This is a genomic window from Enterocloster aldenensis (assembly GCF_003434055.1).
In the GTDB taxonomy this organism is placed as follows: domain Bacteria; phylum Bacillota; class Clostridia; order Lachnospirales; family Lachnospiraceae; genus Enterocloster; species Enterocloster aldenensis.
Genome location: NZ_QVEX01000028.1, coordinates 18,961 through 45,002, shown reverse-complemented (window position 1 = coordinate 45,002; position 26,042 = coordinate 18,961). Strand labels below are relative to the sequence as shown.

Annotated in this window: 21 protein-coding genes; 15 read left to right on the top strand and 6 right to left on the bottom strand. The window is 51.8% G+C overall.

The window, feature by feature from the left end:
• Nucleotides 1-535: 535 nt before the first annotated feature.
• Nucleotides 536-2,953 (bottom strand): ATP-binding protein, encoded by a 2,418-nt coding sequence (locus DWX59_RS27415; RefSeq protein WP_117563320.1) that lies wholly within the window; start codon nt 2,951-2,953, stop codon nt 536-538.
• 203 nt (nt 2,954-3,156) lie between these two features.
• On the opposite strand from DWX59_RS27415, the gene DWX59_RS27410 reads away from it, so the two are divergent.
• From DWX59_RS27410 to DWX59_RS27360, 11 genes are all read left to right on the top strand, one after another.
• Nucleotides 3,157-3,861: a FadR/GntR family transcriptional regulator gene (locus DWX59_RS27410; protein ID WP_117563319.1), complete on the top strand. Its 705-nt coding sequence runs from the start codon at nt 3,157-3,159 to the stop codon at nt 3,859-3,861.
• Nucleotides 3,862-3,979: 118 nt separating this feature from the next.
• A complete protein-coding gene (locus DWX59_RS27405) occupies nt 3,980-5,053 on the top strand; it encodes an AI-2E family transporter (protein WP_117563318.1) in 1,074 nt (357 codons plus the stop codon).
• Nucleotides 5,054-5,644: 591 nt separating this feature from the next.
• A complete protein-coding gene (proS, locus tag DWX59_RS27400; protein ID WP_117563317.1) occupies nt 5,645-7,084 on the top strand; it encodes a proline--tRNA ligase in 1,440 nt (479 codons plus the stop codon).
• A gap of 261 nt (nt 7,085-7,345) precedes the next feature.
• The gene (gene ilvD / locus DWX59_RS27395; RefSeq protein WP_117563326.1) at nt 7,346-9,067 is read left to right on the top strand and encodes a dihydroxy-acid dehydratase; all 1,722 of its coding nucleotides are present in this window, start codon (nt 7,346-7,348) and stop codon (nt 9,065-9,067) included.
• A gap of 133 nt (nt 9,068-9,200) precedes the next feature.
• Nucleotides 9,201-9,752, top strand: coding sequence for a helix-turn-helix domain-containing protein (locus tag DWX59_RS27390; protein WP_117563316.1), 552 nt, complete (start codon nt 9,201-9,203; stop codon nt 9,750-9,752).
• 205 nt (nt 9,753-9,957) lie between these two features.
• Complete coding sequence (locus tag DWX59_RS27385) at nt 9,958-11,409, top strand: Na+/H+ antiporter NhaC family protein (protein WP_117563315.1); 1,452 nt, start codon at nt 9,958-9,960, stop codon at nt 11,407-11,409.
• Between the two features lie 26 nt (nt 11,410-11,435).
• Entirely contained in the window at nt 11,436-12,200 is a 765-nt protein-coding gene (locus tag DWX59_RS27380) for an alpha/beta fold hydrolase (protein ID WP_117563314.1), read from the top strand.
• 77 nt (nt 12,201-12,277) lie between these two features.
• On the top strand, nt 12,278-13,642 hold the full coding sequence (locus DWX59_RS27375; RefSeq protein ID WP_117563325.1) for a D-serine ammonia-lyase: 1,365 nt from the start codon (nt 12,278-12,280) through the stop codon (nt 13,640-13,642).
• Between the two features lie 70 nt (nt 13,643-13,712).
• Nucleotides 13,713-14,969: a CCA tRNA nucleotidyltransferase gene (locus tag DWX59_RS27370; protein ID WP_117563313.1), complete on the top strand. Its 1,257-nt coding sequence runs from the start codon at nt 13,713-13,715 to the stop codon at nt 14,967-14,969.
• 161 nt (nt 14,970-15,130) lie between these two features.
• A complete protein-coding gene (locus DWX59_RS27365) occupies nt 15,131-15,499 on the top strand; it encodes a RidA family protein (protein ID WP_117563312.1) in 369 nt (122 codons plus the stop codon).
• A 124-nt stretch (nt 15,500-15,623) separates the two neighbouring features.
• The gene (locus DWX59_RS27360; RefSeq protein WP_117563311.1) at nt 15,624-16,343 is read left to right on the top strand and encodes a SanA/YdcF family protein; all 720 of its coding nucleotides are present in this window, start codon (nt 15,624-15,626) and stop codon (nt 16,341-16,343) included.
• Between the two features lie 72 nt (nt 16,344-16,415).
• Here the strand turns inward: DWX59_RS27360 and DWX59_RS27355 are convergent, their stop codons facing one another.
• Entirely contained in the window at nt 16,416-17,045 is a 630-nt protein-coding gene (locus DWX59_RS27355; protein WP_117563310.1) for a flavin reductase family protein, read from the bottom strand.
• 177 nt (nt 17,046-17,222) lie between these two features.
• Between DWX59_RS27355 and DWX59_RS27350 the strand changes: the two genes are divergently transcribed.
• The 3 genes from DWX59_RS27350 to DWX59_RS27340 all read left to right on the top strand — a co-directional run bounded on the left by DWX59_RS27350 (nt 17,223) and on the right by DWX59_RS27340 (nt 20,119).
• On the top strand, nt 17,223-17,999 hold the full coding sequence (locus DWX59_RS27350) for an arginase family protein (protein WP_117563324.1): 777 nt from the start codon (nt 17,223-17,225) through the stop codon (nt 17,997-17,999).
• A gap of 67 nt (nt 18,000-18,066) precedes the next feature.
• Nucleotides 18,067-18,789 (top strand): gamma-glutamyl-gamma-aminobutyrate hydrolase family protein, encoded by a 723-nt coding sequence (locus DWX59_RS27345; protein ID WP_117563309.1) that lies wholly within the window; start codon nt 18,067-18,069, stop codon nt 18,787-18,789.
• Nucleotide 18,790: 1 nt separating this feature from the next.
• On the top strand, nt 18,791-20,119 hold the full coding sequence (locus tag DWX59_RS27340) for an MATE family efflux transporter (RefSeq protein WP_117563308.1): 1,329 nt from the start codon (nt 18,791-18,793) through the stop codon (nt 20,117-20,119).
• 72 nt (nt 20,120-20,191) lie between these two features.
• On the opposite strand, the gene dcm is transcribed toward DWX59_RS27340, so the two are convergent.
• Nucleotides 20,192-21,454 (bottom strand): DNA (cytosine-5-)-methyltransferase, encoded by a 1,263-nt coding sequence (gene dcm, locus DWX59_RS27335; protein WP_117563307.1) that lies wholly within the window; start codon nt 21,452-21,454, stop codon nt 20,192-20,194.
• Between the two features lie 125 nt (nt 21,455-21,579).
• On the opposite strand from dcm, the gene DWX59_RS27330 reads away from it, so the two are divergent.
• Nucleotides 21,580-22,026, top strand: a complete 447-nt coding sequence (locus DWX59_RS27330; RefSeq protein WP_117563323.1) for a very short patch repair endonuclease — start codon at nt 21,580-21,582, stop codon at nt 22,024-22,026.
• A gap of 183 nt (nt 22,027-22,209) precedes the next feature.
• Here DWX59_RS27330 and rpiA read toward each other — a convergent pair whose 3' ends face one another.
• The 3 genes from rpiA to gndA form a co-directional block, all read right to left on the bottom strand.
• Entirely contained in the window at nt 22,210-23,046 is an 837-nt protein-coding gene (gene rpiA / locus DWX59_RS27325; RefSeq protein WP_117563306.1) for a ribose 5-phosphate isomerase A, read from the bottom strand.
• A gap of 156 nt (nt 23,047-23,202) precedes the next feature.
• The gene (zwf, locus tag DWX59_RS27320; RefSeq protein ID WP_117563305.1) at nt 23,203-24,609 is read right to left on the bottom strand and encodes a glucose-6-phosphate dehydrogenase; all 1,407 of its coding nucleotides are present in this window, start codon (nt 24,607-24,609) and stop codon (nt 23,203-23,205) included.
• Nucleotides 24,599-26,029: an NADP-dependent phosphogluconate dehydrogenase gene (gene gndA / locus DWX59_RS27315; protein WP_117563304.1), complete on the bottom strand. Its 1,431-nt coding sequence runs from the start codon at nt 26,027-26,029 to the stop codon at nt 24,599-24,601. The genes zwf and gndA overlap by 11 nt, the downstream gene beginning before the upstream one ends.
• Nucleotides 26,030-26,042 lie beyond the last annotated feature (13 nt).

The window sequence follows — 26,042 nt, the reverse complement described above, 5'->3', positions numbered from 1 at the left end:
CAATTAGTATAAATGCTTTTTAACTATGTCAAGGTACTAGGCAAGAATAGACTAAGAAATCAAACAGTGTGCTATTGAGCAACACCCAAAGAACGCCAATAAATCAACATCATAGTCGGGAAATATCAAAGTAATCGCTTAAGACTTGAAATCCAATGCTTAAAGGAATGGTTGGATGAACTGAACCATATTGAACCATATAGACCTATATGAGGAAAAGAGGAACCAGGAAGAAAATAGGACGGTTGAGGACTTTATAACGGAAAATAAAAGCCCTTGTATCTGCAAATAAAGAGCCTTCCTGCTGAGATTGGTATTCTCTTTACACACAAATATTTTATAACGGCAGGTCCTGATTGCAATCATAATATGGAGGTCTGACATGAAAGACAGTATACATACAATATACATCCATAAAAAGAACAAACCTATAAATATAACCTTAAAGAGCGGCCCCGGCAATCATACAAACCATTGCCAAAGCCGCCTTTTGTACTGCCCCCATCATCCCCGGCCCCATCATCCCCTGCATCCATTATCCCTGGCGCCCATCACCATCAGCTTCCATGGACCGGTTCTTCTTTTTCCAGAGAAGGCAGCTGGATAGCGCATCCTTGAGCTGATTCATGGAAACCGGTTTGGCAAGATGTCCGTCCATTCCGGACAGCCGGGCCCGTTTGGCGTCCTCGGCAAAGGCGTCGGCTGTCATGGCAATGATGGGCAGTTCTTGGATGCGGTCCATATGGCTGCTGCGGATTGCCTGGGCCGCGTCATAGCCGTTCATTACCGGCATCTGTATGTCCATGAAAACCATATCATAGTATAAGGGCGGATGGGAGAGGACCGCGTCCACTGCCGCCCGGCCGTTTTCAGCGGTTTCCACCTCAGCGCCCAAAAGACCCAGCATTTCCACGGCTATCTGCCGGTTGATTTCGTTGTCCTCTGCCATCAGGATCCGCAGTCCGGGAAATGTTTCAGGTAGCGGGTCCTTTTTCCCGGGCAGGGCAGGAGGGGCGCCGCATTTGTTCAATGTGAGTGTGATGAGGAAGCGGGTGCCCTTTCCATATTCGCTTTCTATCTGTATATCACCGCCCATCATGGCCACCAGGTTTTTGACAATGGTCATGCCAAGTCCGGTTCCCACGGTCTTGCTGGTCCGGCTGTCGTCCGCCCGGCTGAAGGGTTCGAAAATGTGCTTTATATATTCCGGCTTCATGCCGATTCCGGTATCTTCAATCGTAAAGCGGTAGGCGCCCATGGTCTGGGTCATTTTGTTAAGTTCATTCAGCCCTATGGAAACCTTGCCGTAATCCGGCGTGTACTTGGAGGCATTGTCCAGGATATTGACCAGTATCTGCTTCAGCCGCCGCTCATCGCCTATGACCTGGGGATGAAGGCCCTCCTCTATATGGACGGACAGGGACTGGCGCCTCTGGTCAAGGGAAATGCGCACCATCCCAACCACGTCCTCCAGCAGTTGGTTCAGGTTGAATTCGGTTTCTTCCAGCTTCATGGTACCGCTTTCTATCTTACTCACATCCAGGACTTCATTAATCAGGCTTAGAAGATGTGTGCCGGCACTGGAAATCTTCTCAAGATAGTCCTTCAGCCGGTCTTCTTCTCCTGTATGCAGCCGGGCCAGATGGGTCAGTCCGATGATTGCGTTTAGGGGCGTCCGGATGTCATGGCTCATTTTGGAAAGGAAATCATTCTTGGCCTGGTTGGCATTTTCCGCCTTCAGCAGCGCTTCCTCAAGCAGCTGTTTGGCCTGGCGTTCCTTTTCAATGGCAGCCTCCTGTATCCTGCGGTCCTCATCAATGCTGCGGGACAAGGTGATTTCAATCAGGTCGTCCGTATCAGGGCTTTCTACACGGACCACCTCGGTATGGCTCCAGTGGTAGAGGCCGTCCGTGCCTTTGTGGGGTATTTTCATGGAAACGATGTTCTGGCCGCCCGTATATGCGTCTATCAAAGCCTGGCGGGAGAATTTGCTTATGAATTCCTTCTGATAATCAGGATGCACTGTTTCATACTCAGCCGCTATCAAATCAGTAAAATAGCCGGATTCCCCCGGTTTACTCACAGGATAGCGGTTATATTCCAGCATATCATAAGTGTTGCGGGTAAGGTTGACCGCAATCAGCATCTGATAGGCTGTGCGGGCCGCTGTGGCCAGCTGGCTGATTTCCACATTGCGCCGCTGTTCCAGCATGTACTCGTCCTGCATATCGCGGTAAACCAGGACGCACCAGCAGCCTGGTTCTGACCGCGGCTCCACCCGCGCAGCGGTAAACTCCACCATGTGATAGGTGCCGTCCTTTACCAGGCGGCGAAGACGTTTTGTAATGTGTTTTTTCCCGGTCCCAAATATGCGCAGCATGGCTTCGCGGGTAAAATACTGTTCAAACTGCTCCAGGTCATCCGGGTGCAGGACCTGCCTGGAATATCTGCGGTTTTCTGTGTCAAAATTACCATGTTCCGGAATATCGGTCCACATTGCGTCCTTCTGGCAGTTGACATAATAGTCCGCGGTCAGGTTGGCAATAATACATTCCCCAAAAACAGTTACAAGGCTCTGGGCATATATCCTGCTGAACCTCTGAAGCCCCTGTTCTTCCTTTAAGCTCATCCGGTGCGGCGTGACGGTTATGACGACCGCGGGTATATGTCCATCCCAGGTAATACGGTTGGCAGTGACATCTACCGTTGTCTGAAGGAGCGGGTCATAGGAGAGGATATGGCTGGATTGGCCATGGCCCAATGCGGTTAACGGGCAGTTGTCGCAGTGTTCAGGCCATACCTGGTGGCAGGGGCTGCCAATCTCCGGGCTTGGACGGCCGCTTTCCTGGCAGCGCTTATTAAAATATAGGAGGCAGTGGGAATCTTCTTCTATCACATAAATGCTGGTTTCGGTCAGCGCATCCAGCAGGTTGATTAGATTATCAGCAGTCATGGCTGTTTCTCCTTGTTCCTACACGCAATGGTTAAAAAGCATTGGCGGTTAATGTGGCAGTTTATGTTTATTATACATCGGTATAGGGCAAATAGGAAGAATTTCTTGAAATGCCTGCCCCACTTGTGTATAGCTGCATTTTTTGATACAATTATCACAGAAAATTCAGGAAGTAGCAGATACTGCGCCTCGGGGGTAAGGATATGGACGATGCAATAAACTTAAAGGGAAAACTGCTTGCAGAGCAGGTTCAGGAACAGATATTCCAGTATATATTAAAAACACCGGTTGCCTTAGGGGACCGGCTGCCCAATGAATTCGAGCTGGGAGAAAAGTTCGGGGTGGGCAGGAGCACGGTCAGGGAAGCGGTAAAGCTTCTGGTTTCCAGGGGAATCCTGGAGGTGCGCAGGGGGTCGGGGACCTATGTGGTAAGCACCACCCCTGTGGACATGGATCCCCTGGGGCTGGGGGCGGTGGAGGACAAGATGGCCCTGGCCCTGGACCTGGTGAATGTCCGTATGATACTGGAACCGGGGATTGCCGAAATGGCGGCCCTCCATGCCACCAGTGAGGATGTGAAGCGGCTCCGCCAGCTTTGCGGCATAATTGAAGATAAGATAGAGAACGGCGAGAATTATATTGAAGAGGATATTGCCTTCCATACCGGGGTTGCCAGATGCTCCGGCAACAAGGTAGTGGAACAGCTGGTGCCCCTGATTGACACGGCGGTCATGATGTTTGTGAATGTGACCCACAGAAGGCTGACAGAGGAAACCATCATGACCCACAGGGCCGTGACGGACGCCATAGAGGAAAAGGACCCCATGGGCGCCAAGTCCGCCATGATGATGCATATGACATTTAACAGGAACATGATAAAGGAAATGATTAAAAATAACGAAAAGTGATGGAAATTAATGTAAAATAATCAGCCAGATTTTGAGAATAATCATCTGGTATATTTTCCAACCATCGGCTCATACTAAGAGGGTACAAAGGAAGTACGAATCAGAAACAGGTGAGTCCATGGAAAAGCCGGGTAAGAAACTGAAGAAATTATTAATCATAACAGGAACCACGGGAGCGGTGTATGCTGGGTTTAGATACCTGCTGCCCCTCGTGGCTCCTTTTTTAGCGGGCTATGTATTCGCCCTCCTCCTGCGTCCCTCGGCGCGGTTCCTGGCTTACAGGATGCGGATCCGTGTAAAGGGAAAGACATACCATATGCCCATCGGGGTCATTGGGGGCGCTGAGTTTTTGATACTTATATCCGTTCTTGGGGCGGGACTATACATGGGGGCCGTCAAGCTGTGCGCGGAAGGGAAAATGCTGATGCTGCACCTTCCGTCATGGATTGACCGTTTTGATATATGGCTGACCGGAAGCTGCCACCGTATGGAGACTGCCTTTGGCCTGAGATATGACTGTGTGGCGGACCTGGCCGGGGAAATGCTTTATAAACTGGTGGATACGGGAAAGGCAGCTGCCATGCCGTTCCTTATGACAAATTCACTGACCATCATCGCATGCCTGGCAAAATGGGCCATTGTCAGCCTGGTGGTGTTCCTGGCAGCCATACTGAGCCTGCAGGAAATGGAGGACCTGAGGATGAGGCGGGACCAGTCAACCTTCAGGAAGGAATTCAACCTCATTGGCGGACGCCTGGTCCAGACAGGAAAGGCCTGGTTCAGAAGCCAGGGCATCATCCTGTTCATCACCACCGGGCTGTGTATTGGCGGCATGTTCATGATTGGCAATCCCTACTATATCATGGCAGGTATCGGCATAGGCATCCTGGACGCCCTTCCCATATTCGGCACAGGCACGGTGCTGATTCCGTGGGCCCTTCTGGAACTGCTGACAGGGGACTGGAAACAGGCAGTCATCCTGACCGGCCTTTACCTGGTCTGTTATTTTGTGCGCCAGATACTGGAGGTGCGCATGATGGGGGGACAGGTGGGCCTGTCCCCCCTGGAAACCCTGGCCAGCGTGTATGTGGGGCTGGAGCTGTTTGGGTTTTTCGGATTCATCCTTGGGCCGCTGGGGCTGCTGCTGATTGAGGACCTGGTGGAGGTGTGGACCAGGGAAACTCACGATTAAGCATTGACAAAGTCATGATTCTGGCGTAAAATCAACAATACGTAAAAGAATCATTCCAGGACCTGCCTGGATTCCATGACAGGCCCGGCCATGATGTTATATGAACAGATGACAGACAGCGATGAAGGGGAATAGTAAGCCTGATGCGCGTTACAGAGAGAGGACTCACGGTGGAAGGTCCTTACGCCGGCACACGCCCAACCAGCCCTGGAGCTTTGTATGATGAATGCAACGTATATCCGGCGTTAACGGATAATGAGAGAGCAGGATGAATCAGTACAGGCATATGCGCTGCGGGCAGACGATGCCGCGCCATGTAATGACAGGTCCATAGAATTACGGATCCATAGAATTACAGCGCCATGTGACGCAGGTGAGCCATAGGGATTCTGGAAGCTAACTTGGGTGGTACCGCCGAGTCATTCGGTCCCTTGCGTAGATATAACGTATGGGATTGGATGGCTCTTTTTGCGTAATGAGGAGGCGGATAAGCCGGATTTTGGCGTGTTTGAAAATCCAATCCTGCCATCCCTGGCGGCTGCCTCAGTAAAACTAAGGGATACAGAGAGAATCAGAAAAGGAGAATGAGTCATGGCAGATAACAAGAAGATGGTAGAGGCCATCACATCCATGGACGTGGATTTTGCCCAGTGGTATACGGATGTGGTGAAGAAGGCCGAGCTGTGCGACTACGCCAGCGTAAAAGGGTGTATGGTAATCAAGCCCGCAGGATATGCAATCTGGGAAAACATCCAGAACGAGCTGGACAGAAGGTTTAAGGAGACAGGGGTCCAGAACGTATACATGCCTATCTTCATACCGGAGAGCCTGTTAGAAAAGGAAAAGGACCATGTGGAAGGGTTTGCGCCTGAGGTTGCATGGGTGACACATGGAGGTCTGGAGCCATTACAGGAGCGCATGTGTGTCAGACCTACCTCAGAGACATTGTTCTGTGACTTCTATTCAAAGGATATCCATTCCTACCGCGATCTGCCAAGGGTATACAACCAGTGGTGTTCGGTTGTGCGCTGGGAGAAAACAACCCGTCCCTTCCTGCGTTCCAGGGAGTTTTTGTGGCAGGAAGGCCATACAGCCCATGCAACGGCCGAGGAAGCCGAGGCAAGAACCATCCAGATGCTGAATGTATATGCAGATTTCTGTGAGGAAGTGCTGGCAATCCCTGTCATCAAGGGCCAGAAGACGGACAAGGAGAAATTCGCGGGCGCAGAGGCGACCTATACCATTGAGTCCCTGATGCATGACGGCAAGGCCCTTCAGTCCGGGACCAGCCATAACTTTGGGGATGGTTTTGCAAAGGCGTTTGATATCCAGTTCACGGATAAGGATAATACCCTTAAGTATGTGCACCAGACCTCCTGGGGCATGACCACACGTATGATCGGCGCCCTGATCATGGTTCATGGCGATGATAACGGTCTGGTCCTTCCCCCAAGGATTGCGCCCGTACAGGTTATGATCGTACCTGTGCAGCAGCAGAAGGAAGGCGTGCTTGACAAGGCATTCCAGCTGGAAGACCGTCTTAAGAAGGCAGGCTTCTCTGTCAGGACAGATGATTCTGAGAAGAGTCCGGGCTGGAAGTTTGCCGACTGTGAGATGCGCGGTATCCCCCTGCGCGTGGAAATCGGGCCAAAGGACATGGAGAAGAACCAGGCTGTCCTGGTACGCCGCGATACCCATGAGAAATCCTTCATTTCCCTGGATGAACTGGAGACAAAGGTTTCTGAGATGCTTGATACCATACAGAAGGCTATGTATGACAAGGCCAGGGCCCACAGGGATTCCCACACCTATGAAGCGGTTGATTGGGATGGATTTGTGGACACCATTAACAATAAGCCAGGGTTTGTAAAGGCAATGTGGTGCGGATGCCAGGAGTGCGAGGATAAGATTAAAGAGGAAACAGGCGCCACATCCAGGTGCATGCCTTTTGAACAGGAGAACCTGTCTGATACATGTATCTGCTGCAAAAAACCGGCTAAGAAGATGGTTTACTGGGGACGCGCGTATTAAAAGGCGGCAGATGGACTGTTTTTTGTAAATGATATAGATAATGGAACATAAACAATAGAGATAATCATAGAAGGAATGGAAAGAGGACCCTATAAGGCATTATGGGGTTCTCTTTTTATACTATAAGAAATTATTTTATGGTAAAAGCAGAAAAATACATATGATGTATTGATAAAATTTTTGATAAATGATATAGTAATATCAAAAGTAGTCAGATGTTTAATGGTAATAGTTGATAAGACGATTAGGAGGTATTGTATGATGGAACTAAACAGTCAGAGGGTGAGGGGCCTGGCGCCGGAGAACGACCCGTTAAAGATTGGCATGGGATGGACCGTGGAGGATCTTGACAAGCCGCAGATCATGGTGGAAAGCACCTTTGGGGACAGCCACCCGGGAAGCGCCCATCTGGACCTGTTTGTCAATGAGGCATTAAGGGGGATTGCGGACGCGGGAGGAAAAGGCGCGCGGTATTTTACAACGGATATCTGCGACGGCATTGCCCAGGGCCATGACGGAATCAATTATTCCCTTGCCCACCGGGACATGATTGCCAATATGATTGAGATCCACGGCAATTCAACGGGATTTGACGGCGGCATTTTCATTGCCAGCTGCGATAAATCCGTGCCTGCCTGTCTGATGGGGCTGGCAAGGCTTGACATGCCCTCCATCGTGGTGACCGGAGGCGTGATGGACGCGGGCCCGGACCTTCTGACCCTGGAGCAGATCGGCGCATATTCCGCCATGTGCCAAAGAGGGGAGATTACAGAAGAAAAGCTTACCTATTATAAGCACAATGCATGTCCGTCCTGCGGCTCCTGTTCCTTTATGGGAACCGCTTCCACCATGCAGGTCATGGCTGAATCCCTGGGGCTTATGCTTCCAGGTTCCGCGCTGATGCCGGCTGCATGCGGGGATTTAAAGGAGGTGGCTTATAAGGCCGGGCTTCAGGTCATGGAACTGGCAAGGAAGGGGATTAAGGTCAGCGACATTGTTACCATGAAATCATTTGAGAATGCCATTATGGTCCATGCCGCTATCTCCGGCTCCACCAATTCACTGCTGCACATACCGGCCATTGCCCACGAGATGGGATTTGAGATTGACGGGGATACCTTTGACCGTATGCACAGGGGCGCCCATTATCTTCTGGACATCCGCCCCGCGGGCAAGTGGCCTGCACAGTTCTTCTATTATGCGGGCGGGGTCCCTGCCGTCATGGAGGAAATCAAGTCCATGCTCCATCTGGATGTGATGACCGTGACAGGCAGGACCCTGGGCGAGAACCTGGAGGAGCTTAAGTCCAATGGATTCTATGACAAGTGCGGAGGGTATCTGGAAAAGTGGGGGCTTAAGAGGACCGATGTAATCCGTACATTTGAGGAACCAATCGGAACAGACGGGACCGTGGGCATCTTAAGGGGCAACCTGGCGCCGGAAGGTTCCGTGGTAAAGCACTCCGCTGTTCCAAAGGAGATGTTCAGGGCAATCCTGAAGGCAAAACCATTTGACTGCGAGGAGGATGCGATTGAAGCCGTCATATCCAGGAAGATACAGCCCGGGGATGCGGTGTTCATCCGCTATGAGGGGCCAAAGGGCTCCGGCATGCCGGAAATGTTCTACACAACGGAAGCCATCTCATCTGACCCTGAACTGGGCAAGAGCATTGCCCTGATTACGGACGGCCGTTTTTCCGGCGCTTCCAAGGGTCCGGCAATCGGGCATGTCTCACCGGAGGCTGCAGAGGGAGGCCCCATTGCGCTGGTGGAGGAAGACGACCTGATCCGGATTGACATACCGGGCCGGGTCCTGGAAATCATTGGCGTAAAGGGCAGGGAACTTCCGGCAGGGGAAGTGGAGCGGATTCTGGCAGAGCGCAGGAAGGCGTGGAAACCTAGGGAGGCAAAGTATAAAAAGGGAGTGCTTAAGATTTTCTCAGAACATGCGGTGTCACCCATGAAGGGCGGGTATATGGTATAAAACCGCCGCGGACCTGTCCTGACTCCCGGGAAATACCTGTTTTCAGGAAAAAACATGGCAGCCCGTTCAGATATATGATATGATTATCCCATACCTACGGTTGAGAAGAAAATATCAGGGAGTTGTTTACTATATGGAGGACATAAATTTAGGGAAAAAAGTCCAGGATTTCCGGAACAAAAGCGGGATGAGCCTGCGGGAACTGGCAAAAAGAGCCGGGCTTACGGCATCCATGTTAAGCCAGATTGAACGGGATCTGGTGAATCCGTCCATCGGGACGTTAAAGGCCATTGCACAGGCCCTGGATGTGCCCATGTTCAAGTTTTTTAAGGATGATGAACCCCAGGTGCAGATGATTGTGAGACGGGGGGAGAATAAGACCATCGGGCACCCGGACGCTGACTTGGCTTATACGCTGCTGACCCCGGATGTGCGCGGCAGTATTGAATTCTGCATGATGTCCATACCGCCGGGCCTGACTTCGGGCAGGAATCCCCAGGAGCATGTGGGGGAGGAAGTGGCCTACGTTGTCAGGGGAAGTGTGGGCATTAATGTTGCAGGCATATCCTACCAGCTGGAAGAAGGGGACAGTATCCGTATCCCGCCCCAGACAGCACACCAGTGGATGAACCAGGGAGGAACCGTTGTGCAGGTCATATTTGCAATCACTCCCCCCAGTTTTTAGCAATATAGGACTATATGGAACGATGTAAAGCTGTGGTTAACGACGACCACAGCTTTTTTGTGGCTAATACACACAATATAGTTAAAAATATGCTATAAAAGTAAAAAAATAGCTAAACGGTATTTACTTTTTGTAAAGTATGTATTAATATATAGTTAAGCTGTAATTAACAAGTGTTAAACGAAAGCGAAAGGAGCAAACAGGTATGGAAAAGGAAAAGAAGTTGGAGTTTTACGGAGGCAATGGGATGTCGCTGGTACCCTTTGTTGTATTCATTGTAATTACAATCGGGTTATCATTCATCAATGCGGCAGATCTGAACATGATGATTGCCTCCGGCGTAATCGGACTGATCGTGGGGATGCTTATTGTAAAGGACAAACCCAGGTACTGGGATATTGTGCTGGAGGGCCTGGGGGATAAGATGGCAATGACGGCAGTCCTTATCTGGCTGGTGGTCGGTATCTATGGATCCGTCTTAAAGTCAGGCCATCTGGTAGAAGGCCTTGTCTGGCTTAGTGTTAAGCTGCATTTATCAGGCGCAGGCTTCTGTGTGGCCACCTTCCTGTTTTCAGCCACCTTTGCCCTGGCAACAGGCGCTGCCTTTGGTACCGTGGCAGCCATGAGTTATATCCTGTATCCGGTAGGTATCCTGATGGGATGCAATCCGGCTGTCCTTGGCGGCGCCATTATCTCAGGCGCTATATTCGGGGATAACATAGCGCCTGTGTCCGACACAACCATCGTATCCACCACTGGACAGACCTACAGGAAAAAGCAGGGCAGCGCTGAAATCGGAGGCGCTGTAAAGGACCGCTCCAAGTACGTGGTAGTAACATTTATCATATCCATCATACTGTATGCCATCTTCGGCGGCGCTAAGAGCGGACAGGGACTGGATACCAGTGTGGCGGCAACCCTTCTTGCCGAGAACCAGAATCCGGCAGGCCTTCTCATGCTGATTCCCACGGTGATTGTCATCGGGATGGCAGTTATGGGAAACAACCTGTTCGTAACCCTTCCGGTGGGCATCATCATTGCTGTCATTGTAGGCATTGGGGGCGGGCTGTTTGGATTTGCCGACCTGTTCCGCATTGAGAACGGAACAGCCATGGGCGCGCTGCCGGACGGCGTGGCCGGAATGTTAAGCGTATGTATCCTTCTGATGGTGGTGGTATCCATGGGTTCCCTCCTGATTACCAGCGGCTATATGGAAGAACTGGTTGAACGTCTCAGCCGGAACATTAAGACCACCAAGGGGGCGGAACTGCTTATCTTCCTGTTCAGCAGCGTGTTCTCCGTGCTGATCAGTGCAATCAACACCATTCCAAACATCTGCGCGTCACCGCTGGTTAACGCGGTTGGACAGAAAGCCAAGCTCCACCCATACCGCAGGGCCAATTTCCTGGCAGTGGCATGCGACTCCTTTAATGCGTGCATGCCCTTTGGCGGAAGCGTACTGTTATTGTTAGGTATCATGAAGACATTGTCAACCACCTATGATTTTGTGGAGGTGCTGTCACCCAACGCGTTCCTGTTCACCTGCTTCTATCCATGTATCCTGTGGTTTGTGATGCTGTTTGCCATCCTTGTGGGCTGGGGCCGCATTTACGAAGGGGAGAATGGTGAGCCGGTAAAGGAAGAGCCAAAGGACTGACAGAGGGATAAAGGAGGAAGCGGAACATGATTGAGGCATTTACATTAAAGAGCAGGGGAAAGGACATGGTCTGCCTGCTGGAATACGCTGACCCGTCTGTGCGCGGGAAAAAGGTAATACTCTACAAACATGGATTTTTTGGGAATAAAATAACCCCCCACCGCATCATGGTGGCTGCAAGCCACAGGCTCCAGCAGCAGGGATATACCATCTGCCGTTTTGACTGTGTGGGGGCAGGGGACAGCGAGGGCGACAGCCATTATACAACCATTTACGGGGAGATTGAAGATACAAAGGTGGTCCTTCACTGGATTGAAGGACAGCTGAAACCGGAGAAGTTCATGATTCTGGGCTACAGCATGGGGGCCATTGTCACATCGGTCCTGTGCCATGAGGTGCCCCTGGAAGGAATCCTTTTGTGGAGCCCGTGCAGCGAGCCCTACGGTAATTTCCGCCATCTGCTGGGCCAGGAGATTTTTGAAGAGGGGCTTCGGGGAAATGACGTGGATTTCATGGGAGACCTGGTTCCCCATGAGTTCTTTGTGGGACTGGATGCGCCGGAGATTGACCCCTTAGCAGCCATCAGGGATTTTCAGAAGCCGCTTAGGCTGATACAGGGCGATGGGGACAAGGATGTGCCGGTGTATAATTCAGGAAGGTATGAAGAAACCGTTCCCGGCTCCGTGCGCCATGTGGTCCCGGAGGCCACCCATGGATATGACAAGGTTTCATGGCAGGAGGAACTGCTTGAATATACGATGATATATGTAAAGGACATAATGGGAGATTAAAAAGAATGAAAAGGCCCGGCCCTGCGGTATACCCTTCCGCGGGGCGGTCCTGTATACGGAAAGGACGGAGTATTGACATGATGGAGCATGTGCAGGAGTTAAAGGAAGCATATCCTTTAATAAAAGAAATGGAAGCTGGCAAAGAGGTTGTATGGATGAATCCCGGCCTCTCGGACTTGAAAACAGCCATGGAAGGCGTAAGCCTTTCCATGGATGATATAGATGACGCTGAAAACAGATGGGCGCGCTTTGCGCCGTTTATCAGGAAAATGTTCCCGGAAACAGAAGCAGCCGGCGGCCTGATTGAGTCGCCCCTGCGCACGGTTGACAGGATGAAGGACTGTCTCAACCGCAAGTGGGGCGCAGGGCTTGAGGGGAGGCTCATGCTTAAGATGGACAGCAATCTGGCAGTGGCCGGTTCCGTCAAGGCGCGGGGCGGCATCTATGAGATATTAAAGCATTCAGAGGACCTGGCGCTGGAACATGGCATGATTACGCTGGATGACAACTATGAAAAATTTTCCCTTCCCCAATTCAGGGAGTTCTTTGGGAAACACTCCATCCATGTGGGGTCCACCGGCAACCTGGGATTATCCATCGGCATCATCAGCGCCGCCCTTGGATATGACGTGACGGTACATATGTCCATGGATGCAAAGCAGTGGAAAAAGGACCTGCTGCGCCAGAAAGGCGTCCGTGTGATGGAATATGCCTCTGACTACAGCGAGGCGGTGAAAAAGGGAAGGAAGCTGGCAGAGGAAGACCCCATGAGCTATTTTGTGGATGATGAGAATTCGGTCAACCTGTTCCTGGGATATTCCGTGGCAGCCAAACGCCTGAAGGCACAGCTTGGGCAGGCTGGTGTGGCCGTGGATCAGGAACACCCTCTGTTTGTCCATATCCCCTGCGGCGTGGGAGGCGCGCCCGGAGGCGTGGCATTTGGCTTAAAACAGGTATTTGGCGATTCTGTGTACTGCTTTTTCCAGGAACCGGTCCAGGCGCCCTGCATGCTGCTGGGAGTGATGACCGGGCTTCATAATGATATCTGTGTGCAGGATATCGGCCTTTCCGGCCTGACCGCCGCAGACGGCCTGGCGGTCGGACGCCCGTCCAAGTTTGTGGGAAAGACAGTGGCACGGATGCTGGCAGGGGAATTTACCATTGAAGACGATAACCTTTACCGCTTTATGGGGGACCTGATGGATGAGGAAGGGATTTTTATCGAGCCAAGTTCCTGCGCTTCCTTTGCAGGGCCTGCAAGGCTGTGTTCCTCACCGGAGGGCAGGGCGTTCCTGGAGCATTTTCACCTGGACCGGAGCATGGGGAACGCCACCCATATTGCCTGGGCCACCGGGGGCAGCCTGGTGCCGGAGGAGGTGCGCATGCAGTATTACGGAAAGAGCAGGGAACTGGGGCTGGAAAATGCAGCAAAAAGCTGTTAAAATAGAGCACATGGAAAGCTTAGGGCTTTATCCGTAGTACTATAAACCGGAAAGAGGATGCATTCACACAATGGAAATCAAGATTCCCGCTCCCGCAGAGGAGATTCTGACAAAACTGAATGAGAATGGTTACGAGGCATATTTGGTCGGAGGCTGTGTCAGGGATATGATCCTCGGGCGGGAGCCGGGAGATTGGGATATCACCACCAGCGCCCTGCCGGAACAGGTCAAGCAGGTATTCCGCCGTACCGTTGATACGGGAATCCAGCACGGCACGGTGACGGTCATGATGGGGGATGAGGGGTATGAAGTGACCACCTACCGGATTGACGGGGAATATGCAGATGGACGCCACCCGGACAGCGTGACCTTCACCCCCAGCCTGACGGAAGACCTGAAACGCCGCGATTTTACCGTCAATGCCATGGCTTATAATGGAAACACTGGTCTGGTGGATGAATTTGGCGGTATGGAAGATCTGGGCAGGGGAATCATACGCTGTGTGGGAGAACCCATGGACCGGTTCAGCGAGGATGCCCTGAGGATACTGAGGGCAATCCGGTTTTCAGCCCAGCTGGGATTTACCATTGAAGGGCGCACGTATGGGGCCATCCGGGCCATTGCGCCTAATATGGTGCATGTGAGCAAGGAGCGCATCCAGGCAGAACTGACCAAGCTGCTGTTAAGCCCTCATCCGGGGCATATCAGCATGGTGTATGAGACCGGTATCAGCCCTTACGTATCGGAAACCTTCCATCAGGTGTATTGCCGGAAGGACGGCGGGGGCCTGGAAGACGGGCAGAAGCAGGAACGTGCCGGTTGGAAACCATTCTTTGGCATACCGTCCATACCGGCGCAGGTCCCGCCTGTCAGGCATATGCGCTGGGCTGCATTTTTAAGGAAGTGTATGCCGGATGAGGCAGTGAAGATCCTAAAGGATTTAAAACTGGACAATGATACAATCAACCGGGTAAGGACGCTGATATCATGGCAGGACTATGGGCTGGGGCCGGATAAGTATTCCATCCGCATTGCCATGAGCCGGATGGAACCGGATCTGTTCGATGACCTGCTTGAATTCCGGATGTGTCTTTCAGAGGCCGGGGCCAGGCAGGACTTGGCGCATACGGCATTGCTTGTGGATGAAATCCGGCGGGCCGGGGACTGCATCAGCCTGAAGACCCTGGCAGTGGGGGGCAATGATATCATAAAAGCAGGCATAAGACCCGGCAGGGAGGTTGGGCTGACCCTGGCGCGGCTTTTGGAGATGGTCCTTGAGGAGCCGGCGCGCAATACAAAGGAATACCTGCTCCAACATCTTGTATAAAATTCCATACCCGGTCCAGATATGGGTATTATCTATTGCAACATTTTCAATAATTGGATATAATGTCTTTGGGGTTCGCGTAATCGCGGAGAATGAAAAATAATAATATGGGGAATATATGAAAGTACGGGCATTTCCCCTAAACTGAAGGAGGATTTAAAATGAACGTAATCAGTACAGAAAAAGCACCAGGCGCAATCGGACCATATTCCCAGGGATTTGAAGTGAACGGGGTAGTATATACATCCGGACAGATTCCTGTAAATCCAGCAGACGGCAATGTTCCGGAAGGAATCGCAGCACAGGCCGAGCAGAGCTGCAAGAATGTGGGCGCTATCCTGGAAGCAGCAGGCAGCGGCTATGACAAGGTATTTAAGACCACCTGCTTCCTGGCAGATATGGGTGACTTTGCCGCATTTAACGAAGTGTATGCCAAGTATTTCACTTCCAAGCCAGCCAGAAGCTGTGTTGCAGTTAAGACCCTTCCAAAGGGCGTGCTGTGTGAAATCGAAGCAATCGCTGTTAAATAAGGCATAAACTGACAGATCCATAAAGCCGCATTTTCCTGTAGTCATGCACGGGAAGTGCGGCTTTGTCCATATTAAGAAGAGGAACTGGTAAACTGACATGACGGCTCATAAGGAGGCTTGCGGTATGAAGAAAAAGAAGATTGTGGGAAAAGCAGTCAGGGTTTTTCTGGTTTTGGCGCTGGCAGGATGCCTGGTCCTGTTTCTGGTAAACCTATATATTATCAGAAAAGAGGAAAAATACATTGTTTCCGCCGAGGAGGCTGAGGCTTTTCAGGACGTGGACTGCATCATGGTGCTGGGCTGCGGCGTACGGCCGGACGGCAGTCCCTCAGGTATGCTGAATGACCGTCTGGTACAGGGTGTCAGCCTATATAAGGAGGATGTGTCCGACCGGCTCCTTATGAGCGGCGACCATGGCAGGGTGAACTACGACGAGGTGAACCTGATGAAACAGTTTGCCATTGACAGGGGGGTGCCCTCTGAGAACATTTTCATGGACCATGCAGGCTTCTCCACCTATGAGAGCATGTACCGGGCCAGGGACATTTTCCAGGTGAAGAAGATTGTGATTGTGACCCAGCGCTACCATATGTACCGCGCCCTGTACGTGGCCCGGGCCATGGGCATGGAGGCCTACGGCGTGGCCTCGGACCCCAGGACCTACGGCGGCCAGAAGATGCGGGACCTGCGGGAACTGCTGGCCCGTCCAAAGGACATGCTCTATACCATCGTGATGCCCAAGCCCACCTATCTTGGGGATGCGATTCCTGTCAGCGGCGACGGCAATGTGACCAATGACAGGGAGGAGAACCGGGGAAGGGATTCTTCGGAATCCGGCAGGTAGGGACATATAAAAGGTGTCCGGCCATTTTAAATGCCGGACACGGGATGGGAAAGGTATGTGTTCATTCATGGGTTAAATCTTAACAAAGTAGCTGGCATCCTTGCCGCACACCGGACAGATGAAATCATCGGGCAGGGTATCGGATTCCAGGATATAACCGCAGACAGTGCAGCGGTACCCCACGGTCCTGCCGGCATTTTCCTGGTAGGAAGGCGCGTTTGGAGGCGTGGAACCGTTTTTCTTTACATGATAGTCGGAATAGGTGAGGCCGGGCGTCTTTTCATCCATGACTTCTGCTTCCTCTACCTGGCCGATGACAATCACATGGGTCCCCACATCCAGTGTGGAGATGATCCGGCATGCAAAACGGGCGCAGACACCCTGGGTGGGATATGGGTTATGAAGGCCGTCCCGTCCCTGGGGCAGGCCGTCATACTTGTTTACATCCCTGCCGCTCTGGAAACCGAACCTCTTAATCAGGTCCATGTCCACGTTGTCTGATAAGACCACCCCGGAAAATGTGCCGGATGTCTCAATCAGTTTTAATGTATGATTGTTTTTGTTCAGCGCAATGGAAAGCCTTGCCGGTGAGGAAGTGACCTGGGACATGGTGTTGATGACACAGCCGCCGTCCTTTCCGTCCGCGCTGCTGGATACGATATAGACGCCGTAATTTAGTTTGAAAAATGCTTTTGAATCCATAAAATGTAACCCTCCTGTTCTCAATGGAATGCAGATTCCTTATTCCATCCGCTATAGTTTGATTTTACCACATTCCTTTGATAATATGTATTATAAACGTATTGTAGCATATAAATTGCATAAAATCAATAATAATTACTATTATTATAAAAAGATTTACATGGGATGGGATTTGATATGAAGGACAGCAGGATTCTGGTTATTATGAATTTTTCCGGCGTGTATGAAGCAGAGGGGTTCTATAAAAATCATGGACATGTGTGGGTGGACTGTAAGGATATTAAGGGCACCAACTGTTACTGCGATGAGGAAGGGGAAAATGCAATCAGGGAAGCAATCAGGGAATTGGGGCCAGAGGGAATCCATTTCCTGGATTCCGGGAACTACCATTATGTAAGCAAGATATGGCTGGAGAAGATAGAGGAGGAGTTTGAGCTGCTGGTGCTGGACCATCATACGGACATGCAGCCCCCCATGTTCGGGGATATCCTATCCTGCGGCAGTTGGATTAAGGACGCCCTTAACAGTAATCCTGCAATCCGGCATGTGTGGCTGGCAGGCCCTCCGGCAGATGCTGCGGATGGGATTAAAGCAGGGGAATATGGGGGACGGGTTACGTGCGTGCCGGAAGAACTTGTCGGGGACGGGGATGGCTGGCGGGAACGGCTGGGGGATTCCGGCCTTCCCCTTTATATTTCCGTGGACAAGGACGTGCTGGGGCCGGATTATGCCAGGACCAACTGGGACCAGGGCCGCGCCGGCCTTTGGGAAGTGCTGGCCTGTCTGGATGCGGCTGTTTCCTGCAGGCCCATCATCGGAGTGGATGTGTGCGGGGAAAACCCTGAAGGAACGGAGACTAAAGAGGATGGGGCCGGGGATGGCCCGGTCAATGACAGGACCAACAGGGAACTGGTGCATCACTTATTCAGTCTACCATTTTATGGTAAATTGTGATATAGTGTCATAAAACAGCGCGGGGACACGCTCCTGCGCACAGCTGACGGAAAGCGAGGGCATATGTATGAAACCAGTAATCGGGGTAATGCCTCTGTTTGATGAGGAAAAGGACAGCATCTGGATGGTGCCGGGATATATGGAAGGAATACGCAGGGCAGGAGGAATCCCTCTCATGGTCCCGCTCTGGTGCGAAGGAGAGGATTTGGAACAGATCAATGATATCTGTGCCGGGTTCCTGTTTACAGGGGGGCAGGATGTGGATCCGCACCTGTATGGGGAGGAGCCGGACGCACTCTGCGGCCGGATAAACCATGCCAGGGATGAACTGGAGAAGCGGATATTTGACATGGCCTGGGAGAAGGACAAGGCGGTATTCGGCATCTGCCGGGGGCTTCAGGTCCTGAATGTGTTCCTGGGCGGCACGCTGTATCAGGACCTTCCCTCCCAATATGCGCCTGCCCGGGACCCAAGTACAGGGATGGTTGACCATCATATGCGCGCGCCCTATGACCGGGTATGCCATCAGGTGGACATTCTCCGGGATACGCCCCTGCACCGGATCCTTGGCAGGACAAAGCTTGGGGTTAACAGTTATCACCATCAGGGAATCAAGGCCCTGGCCCCGGGTCTTAGGGTCATGGCGGCTGCAGAAGACGGGCTGGTTGAAGGCGTCTATGCGCCGGATAAAAGATACATACAGGCGGTTCAGTGGCATCCGGAATTTATGGGGGCCGGGGACACGGACGCCGCTAACATATTCGAAGGGTTCATAAAAGGGTGCGTTTAAGATGCAGAGGGATCTGACACAGGGAAATATAACTGGTACCATGCTGAGGTTTGCATTGCCTATGATTCTGGGCAATCTGTTGCAGCAGTTTTACAACATAGCGGATACCCTGATTGTGGGCCGGTATCTGGGGGCCAATGCCCTGGCCGCGGTGGGGGCTGCCTATGCGCTGATGACATTCCTCACATCCATCCTTCTGGGGCTGTGCATGGGAAGCGGGGCCGTGTTCTCGCTCCGGTACGGTGAGAAGAATGAGACGCTGCTTAAGAAAAGCATATTCGTATCCTTTGTGATGATTGCAGCAGTGGCCCTGGCGGTAAATGTCGCGGTATTCCTGTTCATCGACCCCATCATGGGCCTGCTGTGCGTGCCTGCTGAGATATATTCCATGATGAGGGAGTATCTGTGGATGATATTCTGGGGAATCCTTGCTGTTTTCCTCTATAACTTTTTTGCATCCCTGCTGCGCTCCGTGGGCAATTCCTTTGTGCCTCTGCTGTTCCTGGGAATTGCCGCTGTCTTGAACGTGGTGCTGGACCTGGTCTTTGTGCTGGTATTTAACTGGGGCGTTGCCGGGGCTGCCGGGGCAACCGTCATTGCCCAGTATGTATCCGGAATCGGGATCGTCATCTATACATATGTGAAAATGCCGGAGTTCCGGGTGGCAGGAAGCGACATGGGAATGGATAGGGGCGTACTGCGGGAAATATCCCAGTTCTCAGTCCTGACCTGCGCCCAGCAGTCAGTGATGAACTTTGGCATCCTGATGGTCCAGGGCCTGGTGAACAGCTTTGGCACCGTGGTCATGGCCGCCTTTGCAGCTGCGGTGAAGATTGATTCTTTTGCATATATGCCGGTGCAGGATTTTGGCAATGCGTTTTCCACCTTCATTGCGCAGAACTACGGGGCTGGTAAAAAGGACAGGATTAAGGCGGGCATTAAGAGCGCGGTCATGGTTTCCATTGCATTCTGCATCATGATATCCCTGGTGGTATGGATATTTGCTGAGAAACTCATGCTTATATTTGTCCAGCCCCAGGAGACAGGCATACTGGCAGTGGGCGTGCAGTATCTGCGGATAGAGGGCGCCTTTTACTGTGGAATCGGGTGCCTGTTCCTGCTGTACGGTCTGTACAGGGCAGTGAGGAAACCTGGGATGTCGGTGGTGCTCACCGTGATTTCACTGGGCACCAGGGTGGCGCTGGCTTATGTGCTTTCTGCTGTTCCGGCCATTGGCGTGGCTGGGATTTGGGCCGCTGTGCCCATTGGATGGGTGCTGGCGGATCTGGTTGGATTTTTGTATTATGGAAAGGTCCGGCGGGAGATGTAGGATAAGCATGGGCCGGCGGGACATGGTTCAGACAAATAAAACATGGCGTGATATAAGACAAAGAGGCGGAATCTACGGTTCCGCCTCTATGATTTTGTTTAACACGGTACCCATCCGTTCAATCATGGGAACCACCAGGGCATTGCCCATACAGAAATACCGGAACTTTTCCGGCATGCCGGTATTGGTCCATTCATCATCAAATCCCTGAAGCCGTTCGGCTTCCACCGGGGTAAGCAGCCGCAGCCTTCCCGTTACCGGATCGGCTATGACATGTGTGCTGCGGTTTAAGGATGACTCAGAGGTCAGCATGGTGCGCGAAGGCCTGTCAAGAGGGTCCGGGAATGCAATGGGGCCTTCAGAGAATACATAGGCATGCCCGGATTTGGAAACCCGGTCGATTCTCTTGGCGCCTTTTAAGTACACCCATTTCCCCATGGACTCATCACTGATATAGTAACGCTGGTCCGCATCCTGTACCGCAATCTGCCTTAGCGGGATGGGAGGCTCATGAACCGGGACCGTGCTGCAGGTATGGATGATTCCGTTAATCATGAAACCTGAGTTTTCAAAGGGAAAGGCAAACTGCCGGGATATGTCCAGTAAGTCATTGTTGCCGTCCTCATCGCCCGCGGCCAAAAGGGTCTGGGGATCCACATTGCTTAAATCATGGAAGAGAATACGTTCCGTCCTAAGGCTTGCGTCTATGGTGCAGGGAAATGCTTGTGCGAAGAATCCGTCCTGCAGCAACAGGTCCTCAGCCGTAGAAAGTCCCATGGCTGCCCCATGGCGCGTCCTGTTATTGCATGCAAATATGAAAATCCGTCTGCGCCTTTGGGCAGCGCCGTAATCCGCCGCATTCACAACCCTCCACTCAACATTGTATCCTAACTGTGCAAAGCAGGTCAGCATGACGCCGAAATCCCGGCCCCGCTGGGATGCAGGACTCTTTAAGAGACGGTCAACATTCTCAAGCAGCACAAAGGGAGGACGTTTTGCAATCAGCGTATCCCTTATGGACCACCATAAGGCTCCCTTTTCCCCCTCGATGCCCTTGGATGACTTGGATGCGGCCACGCTGTAATTCTGGCAGGGGAAACCTCCCACTAAAAGCGTATGGTCCGGTATGGCTGTCTTATCAACGGACGCGATATCCTGTCCTGTCCTTTCATCTATATCTCCGAAGTGCCTCACATAACAGTCATGTGCCCATTGTTTTTTCCTGCCAGGCTCCCATTGGGAAAACCATACGGTTTCCCACTGAGGGGAAGCGTGCTGCAGCCCCAACCGAAATCCGCCTACACCGGCAAATAATTCACAGACCGTTTTTTGCATTGTAATTGCTCCTTATCATGTAATGTTATGATTATAACACATTGCGCGAGTTTGATCAAGATAAACTTTTGAAACTCCCTTTTATCTTTAAAACAGTATATGTTACAATAGAAACAAATAATAAAATGGGTGATGTTATGGATGAAGGTGTGAAGCGGAAACAGCGTCATGATAATATGAGCCACATAAGGGGAAAGGATACAAGCATAGAGATAAAGCTCCGGAAGGCATTGTGGGAAAAGGGATACCGTTACAGGAAAAATTATAAGAAGCTGCCCGGGTCCCCGGATATTGCCATCACAAAATACAAGCTGGCCATATTCTGTGACAGCGAGTTTTTCCACGGGAAGGACTGGGATATCCTTAAGCCAAGGCTGTCAAGGGGAAGCAATCCGGATTTCTGGATTAAGAAAATCGAGCGGAATAAGCAGCGGGACGATGAAAACGACAAGAAGCTGTTATTCTTAGGGTGGACAGTCATACATTTCTGGGGCAAGGACATCCTGAAACGTACGGATGAATGTGTGCGGGTGATTGAGGAGACTATATTTGACATAAAGATATCGGAATGACAAGGCGAAGGAATACGGATGGGATATGCATATGATGGTGGACGGGGCCGGATTGCGTATGGGGGAGGTTCCGGTATGGGGGAGGTTGGGGTATCGGAGGCGGTTCAGGTATTGGATTGGTTAAAGGACTAAATATTTTATGAGGGTTTGTCAGGTAAAGTGTGTAAATTTAATGATTGCGGTTTATGGTTTTGCAGGGGATTTTACCATAACCCCATCCTTTGTACCAACTATGATTTTTTCGCAGATATTCCCAAACAACCCAGTCTCCACCACGCCGGTCAAAGCTTTAAGTTTTCCGGCCATCAGACGGTAGTCCATGCCTTCTTTACCCTGTAAATCCAGGATATAATTTCCGTTATCCGTAAGAAAGGCGTTGGCGCCGGGATTATCCCCCGACAGTCCGCTTCTGACCAGCCCGTTTCTGATCAGTCCGTTTCTGACCAGTCGGCTTCTATCCAGTCCGCTCTTGTCCAGTCTGCCCCTATCTGGCCCATCTTCGGCCGGCCCATCCCCGTTCCGGCGCAGACAGGATGTAAAACCCATGGCGCGTACTTGTTCCTCCACGTATTCCAGAGCAAAGGGCACCACCTCCACGGGCAGAGTAAGTCCGTTCAGTGTTGGAACCAGCTTACTTTGATCCATGATCCAGATAACACGCAGGGCTTTTAAGGCAATCACCTTTTCCCGGAACAGCGCGCCGCCACCGCCCTTAATGGAATGGAAGTCCGGGTCAATGGCGTCCACGCCGTCAATTGCAAGATGAATCTGTTGCGCGCCATGGAACGGGATAAGGGGGATGCCGTAATGGGCAGCCAGTTCCTCTGTCCTGGCAGAGGTGGCGGCGGCATGGATAGATAGGCCGCCGCGGACGCGTTCCGCCAGCTTTACGATGAGATGATACACAGTTGAGCCGGTGCCTAATCCCAATATCATATTGTCCTGTATTTCACCGGCAGCTTTAAATGCTGCCAGCTTTTTTTGTTCCTCGGTTCCATGATATCCATCCGTATTGTTCATCCGGCTGCCTCCTATATGCTGACTCCCTGCTGCTTATTCCCTGCTGCTTATTCCTTGCTGCCTATCCCCTGCTGCTTATTCCGTTCTGCTGCTTCCACCCTGCCTCCGATATCCGATATCCTTCATGACCCTGTCTACAACCTGTAAATACCCGGTTTATGGTTCCTGTCTCATCCACTGGTGTCCGTGCTTTTCCAGCAGCCGGCCAGACTCATCCGGTCCCGGCGTCCCCGGCATATAGGGGTAAACGGGCAGGGCTGTATGGGAATAAAGCTCCTTTAAACGGCTGATGTAATTCCAGCAGCGTTCAATCTGGTCCCACTGGGAAAACCAGGAGCGCTCCCCCTCCATGCATGCGGTGATAAGGCGTTCATATGCTTCGGGCGTGTTAAGCTGGTGGACCAGGTTGCAGTTCTGGCAGAAATCCATTTTCGTGGGAATGATATCGTCCGTATCCCCGGGACGCTTAATGTTAAACTGAAGATATACGCCTTCGGTGGGTTGTATTTTGATAATCAGTACATTGGGTTCCACTTCCGGATAAGGCCTCCTGAAGATGACCGACAGTTCGATTTCCCTTGTGCCGGTCTTTTTTCCTGTGCGGATGTAAAACGGCGTTCCTTTCCATCGTTTATTGTCAATGAAGAGCTTAAGCGCGGCAAATGTCTCTGTCTGGGACCCGGGGCGGACAAGTGGTTCATTCTGATAACCCTCATATTGGCCTAACACAAGCATTTCCTTAATGGATTCCTCATCTGCCTGCCGCAGGGCGTCAAATACATCCAGCTGGGCATCGTGGAGGCCCTTGGGGGTCATTTCTTTTGGCTCCTCCATGGCCATGATGGACAGTATCTGAAGCAGGTGGTTCTGGACCATATCCTTAAGGGCGCCGCTGGCATCATAGTATCCGCCCCTTGTCTCCACGCCCATATCCTCCAACGCTGAAATCTGCACGGACTCGATATACCGGGAGTTCCAGACATCGGTAAAGATGGGGTTGGCAAACCGGATGGCCTGTATGTTGCGGACCATTTCCTTGCCCAGATAATGGTCAATGCGGTATATCTGCCCGGCCCCGAAATGGGCTTCCAGTTCTTTATTAAGTACTGTGGCAGACGCCAGGTTTTCGCCAAACGGCTTTTCCAGGATGACCTTGCCTTCCTCAGAACCCCCGACCATCTTAAGCCCTTTTGTGATGACGCTGAAAAAACGGGGAGCCACTGCATAATAAAACAGGTGGGACCGAATCTCATTCTGCCTGTAATACCTGTCCAGGGCCTCGTATTTGCTTAGTTCTGAGAAATTCATCTTGTAATAATATATTTTTTCTGAAAAATGTCCATAGCTTTTTTCTTCAAAGGGAAGCCGGGAATTTTTCTCCACCCATTCCCTTGCGGCCTGACGGTAACTGGCATTATCAAAATCCCGGCGGCCGATGATTACAATCCGGCTGTTTCCGGGCAGCTTCCCGGTAATGTCCATGGTGTACAGGGCGGGGAGGAGCTTACGGAATGTAAGGTCCCCGGTGCCGCCGAATATGGTAAGGTTGGTGTCAATTATCATTTGCTTTCCTCCATTCATGGTGGAATGTGCCTTCCCGGTCCGTCCTTTCATACGTGTGGGCGCCGAAGCAGTCACGCTGTGCCTGGATCAGGTTGGCTCCCACTGCTTTTCCGCAAAACTCATCCAGATAGGAGATGGCATTGCAGAGCGCCGGGATGGGCAGCCCGTTCATGACCCCGGTGGATACGGCCTTTCGGAGGCTGTCCTGATGTTCATTGATCCTGGACAGGAAGAAACGGTCAAATATGAGGTTTTCCGGTTTGGCGCCGTCCTCGGACCTGGTTTCAAATGCCTTGGTGATGTCATTGAGGAACACGGCCTGGATGATGCAGCCGGCCCGGAATATGGATGCAATCTTGCCAAGGTCCAGGTTCCATCCGTACTGCAAAGACGCATCCTGCATCAGCGAGAATCCCTGGGCGTAGGCAATGATTTTTCCCGTATACAGGGCTTCCCTGACCATGGCTGCAAATTGCTCCTTGTCCGCGGCAGGGCTCACTCCAGGGGCGTCAACCAGACCAAAAGCCTTTTTCCTGGCGTCCAGATGATTGGACATGATACGTGCGCTGCACGCGGAAGTAATCATGGAAATATCCACGCCCTGCTTCAGGGCCTCTATGCTGGCCCATCTTCCGGTGCCTTTTTGTTTGGCGCTGTCCAGTATATGGTCAATCAGTTCCCCGTCCGCCAGGTCGTCTGCTTCCCGGAAGATGTCAGCCGTAATGCCAATCAGGTAGCTGTGCAGTTCCCCCTGGTTCCAGGAATGGAAGATATCAGCCAGTTCCCTGTTGGAAAACCCTCCCACATATTTTAAGAGGAGATAGGACTCGGCAATCAGCTGCATGTCAGCGTATTCAATGCCATTGTGGACCATTTTCACGTAATGTCCCGCACCCTCCGGGCCGATATAGGCGCAGCACGGCTCATCCATTGCTTTGGCGGCAATGGCTTCCAATATGGGGCGTACCGGTTCATAGGCGTCCCTGCTGCCCCCCGGCATGATGGACGGGCCGAAACGGGCCCCTTCCTCCCCGCCGGAAATGCCTACGCCCAGGTAGTGGATGCCCTGTGCTTCCAGCATCTTTGTGCGCCTTCTTGTGTCCTCAAAAAAGGAATTGCCGCCGTCCAGGATGATATCCCCCTGTTCTAAAAGGGGAATCAGCTGTTCAATCACCGCGTCCACCGGTTTTCCGGCCTGTATCATCAGCATGACCTTCCTGGGCCGGGAGAGGGACGCAATCAGTCCGTTTAGGTCGTAAAACGGGGTCAGGTTCTGGTGGGGATGCTCCTTCATCACCTGCTCGGTGACGGCTGCGCTGCGGTTGTAACCTCCTACCTTAAATCCATGGTCTGCCATATTAAGGGCAAGGCTGCGTCCCATAACGGACAGGCCTACAATTCCAATATCAAGTTTTGTCATGGTATGAATTCCT

Bases quoted from the DNA above. Each gene is read 5' to 3' on its own strand.
- DWX59_RS27330 (WP_117563323.1), top strand. From the start codon at position 21,580: ATGGGTGATGTTATGGATGAAGGTGTGAAGCGGAAACAGCGTCATGAT.
- DWX59_RS27390 (WP_117563316.1), top strand. From the start codon at position 9,201: ATGGAGGACATAAATTTAGGGAAAAAAGTCCAGGATTTCCGGAACAAA.
- ilvD (WP_117563326.1), top strand. From the start codon at position 7,346: ATGGAACTAAACAGTCAGAGGGTGAGGGGCCTGGCGCCGGAGAACGAC.
- DWX59_RS27345 (WP_117563309.1), top strand. From the start codon at position 18,067: ATGAAACCAGTAATCGGGGTAATGCCTCTGTTTGATGAGGAAAAGGAC.
- DWX59_RS27385 (WP_117563315.1), top strand. From the start codon at position 9,958: ATGGAAAAGGAAAAGAAGTTGGAGTTTTACGGAGGCAATGGGATGTCG.
- dcm (WP_117563307.1), bottom strand. From the start codon at position 21,454: ATGCAAAAAACGGTCTGTGAATTATTTGCCGGTGTAGGCGGATTTCGG.
- DWX59_RS27360 (WP_117563311.1), top strand. From the start codon at position 15,624: ATGAAGAAAAAGAAGATTGTGGGAAAAGCAGTCAGGGTTTTTCTGGTT.
- DWX59_RS27375 (WP_117563325.1), top strand. From the start codon at position 12,278: ATGATGGAGCATGTGCAGGAGTTAAAGGAAGCATATCCTTTAATAAAA.
- DWX59_RS27365 (WP_117563312.1), top strand. From the start codon at position 15,131: ATGAACGTAATCAGTACAGAAAAAGCACCAGGCGCAATCGGACCATAT.
- DWX59_RS27370 (WP_117563313.1), top strand. From the start codon at position 13,713: ATGGAAATCAAGATTCCCGCTCCCGCAGAGGAGATTCTGACAAAACTG.
- gndA (WP_117563304.1), bottom strand. From the start codon at position 26,029: ATGACAAAACTTGATATTGGAATTGTAGGCCTGTCCGTTATGGGACGC.
- DWX59_RS27405 (WP_117563318.1), top strand. From the start codon at position 3,980: ATGGAAAAGCCGGGTAAGAAACTGAAGAAATTATTAATCATAACAGGA.
- DWX59_RS27340 (WP_117563308.1), top strand. From the start codon at position 18,791: ATGCAGAGGGATCTGACACAGGGAAATATAACTGGTACCATGCTGAGG.
- DWX59_RS27380 (WP_117563314.1), top strand. From the start codon at position 11,436: ATGATTGAGGCATTTACATTAAAGAGCAGGGGAAAGGACATGGTCTGC.
- DWX59_RS27355 (WP_117563310.1), bottom strand. From the start codon at position 17,045: ATGGATTCAAAAGCATTTTTCAAACTAAATTACGGCGTCTATATCGTA.
- rpiA (WP_117563306.1), bottom strand. From the start codon at position 23,046: ATGAACAATACGGATGGATATCATGGAACCGAGGAACAAAAAAAGCTG.
- proS (WP_117563317.1), top strand. From the start codon at position 5,645: ATGGCAGATAACAAGAAGATGGTAGAGGCCATCACATCCATGGACGTG.
- DWX59_RS27410 (WP_117563319.1), top strand. From the start codon at position 3,157: ATGGACGATGCAATAAACTTAAAGGGAAAACTGCTTGCAGAGCAGGTT.
- zwf (WP_117563305.1), bottom strand. From the start codon at position 24,609: ATGATAATTGACACCAACCTTACCATATTCGGCGGCACCGGGGACCTT.
- DWX59_RS27415 (WP_117563320.1), bottom strand. From the start codon at position 2,953: ATGACTGCTGATAATCTAATCAACCTGCTGGATGCGCTGACCGAAACC.
- DWX59_RS27350 (WP_117563324.1), top strand. From the start codon at position 17,223: ATGAAGGACAGCAGGATTCTGGTTATTATGAATTTTTCCGGCGTGTAT.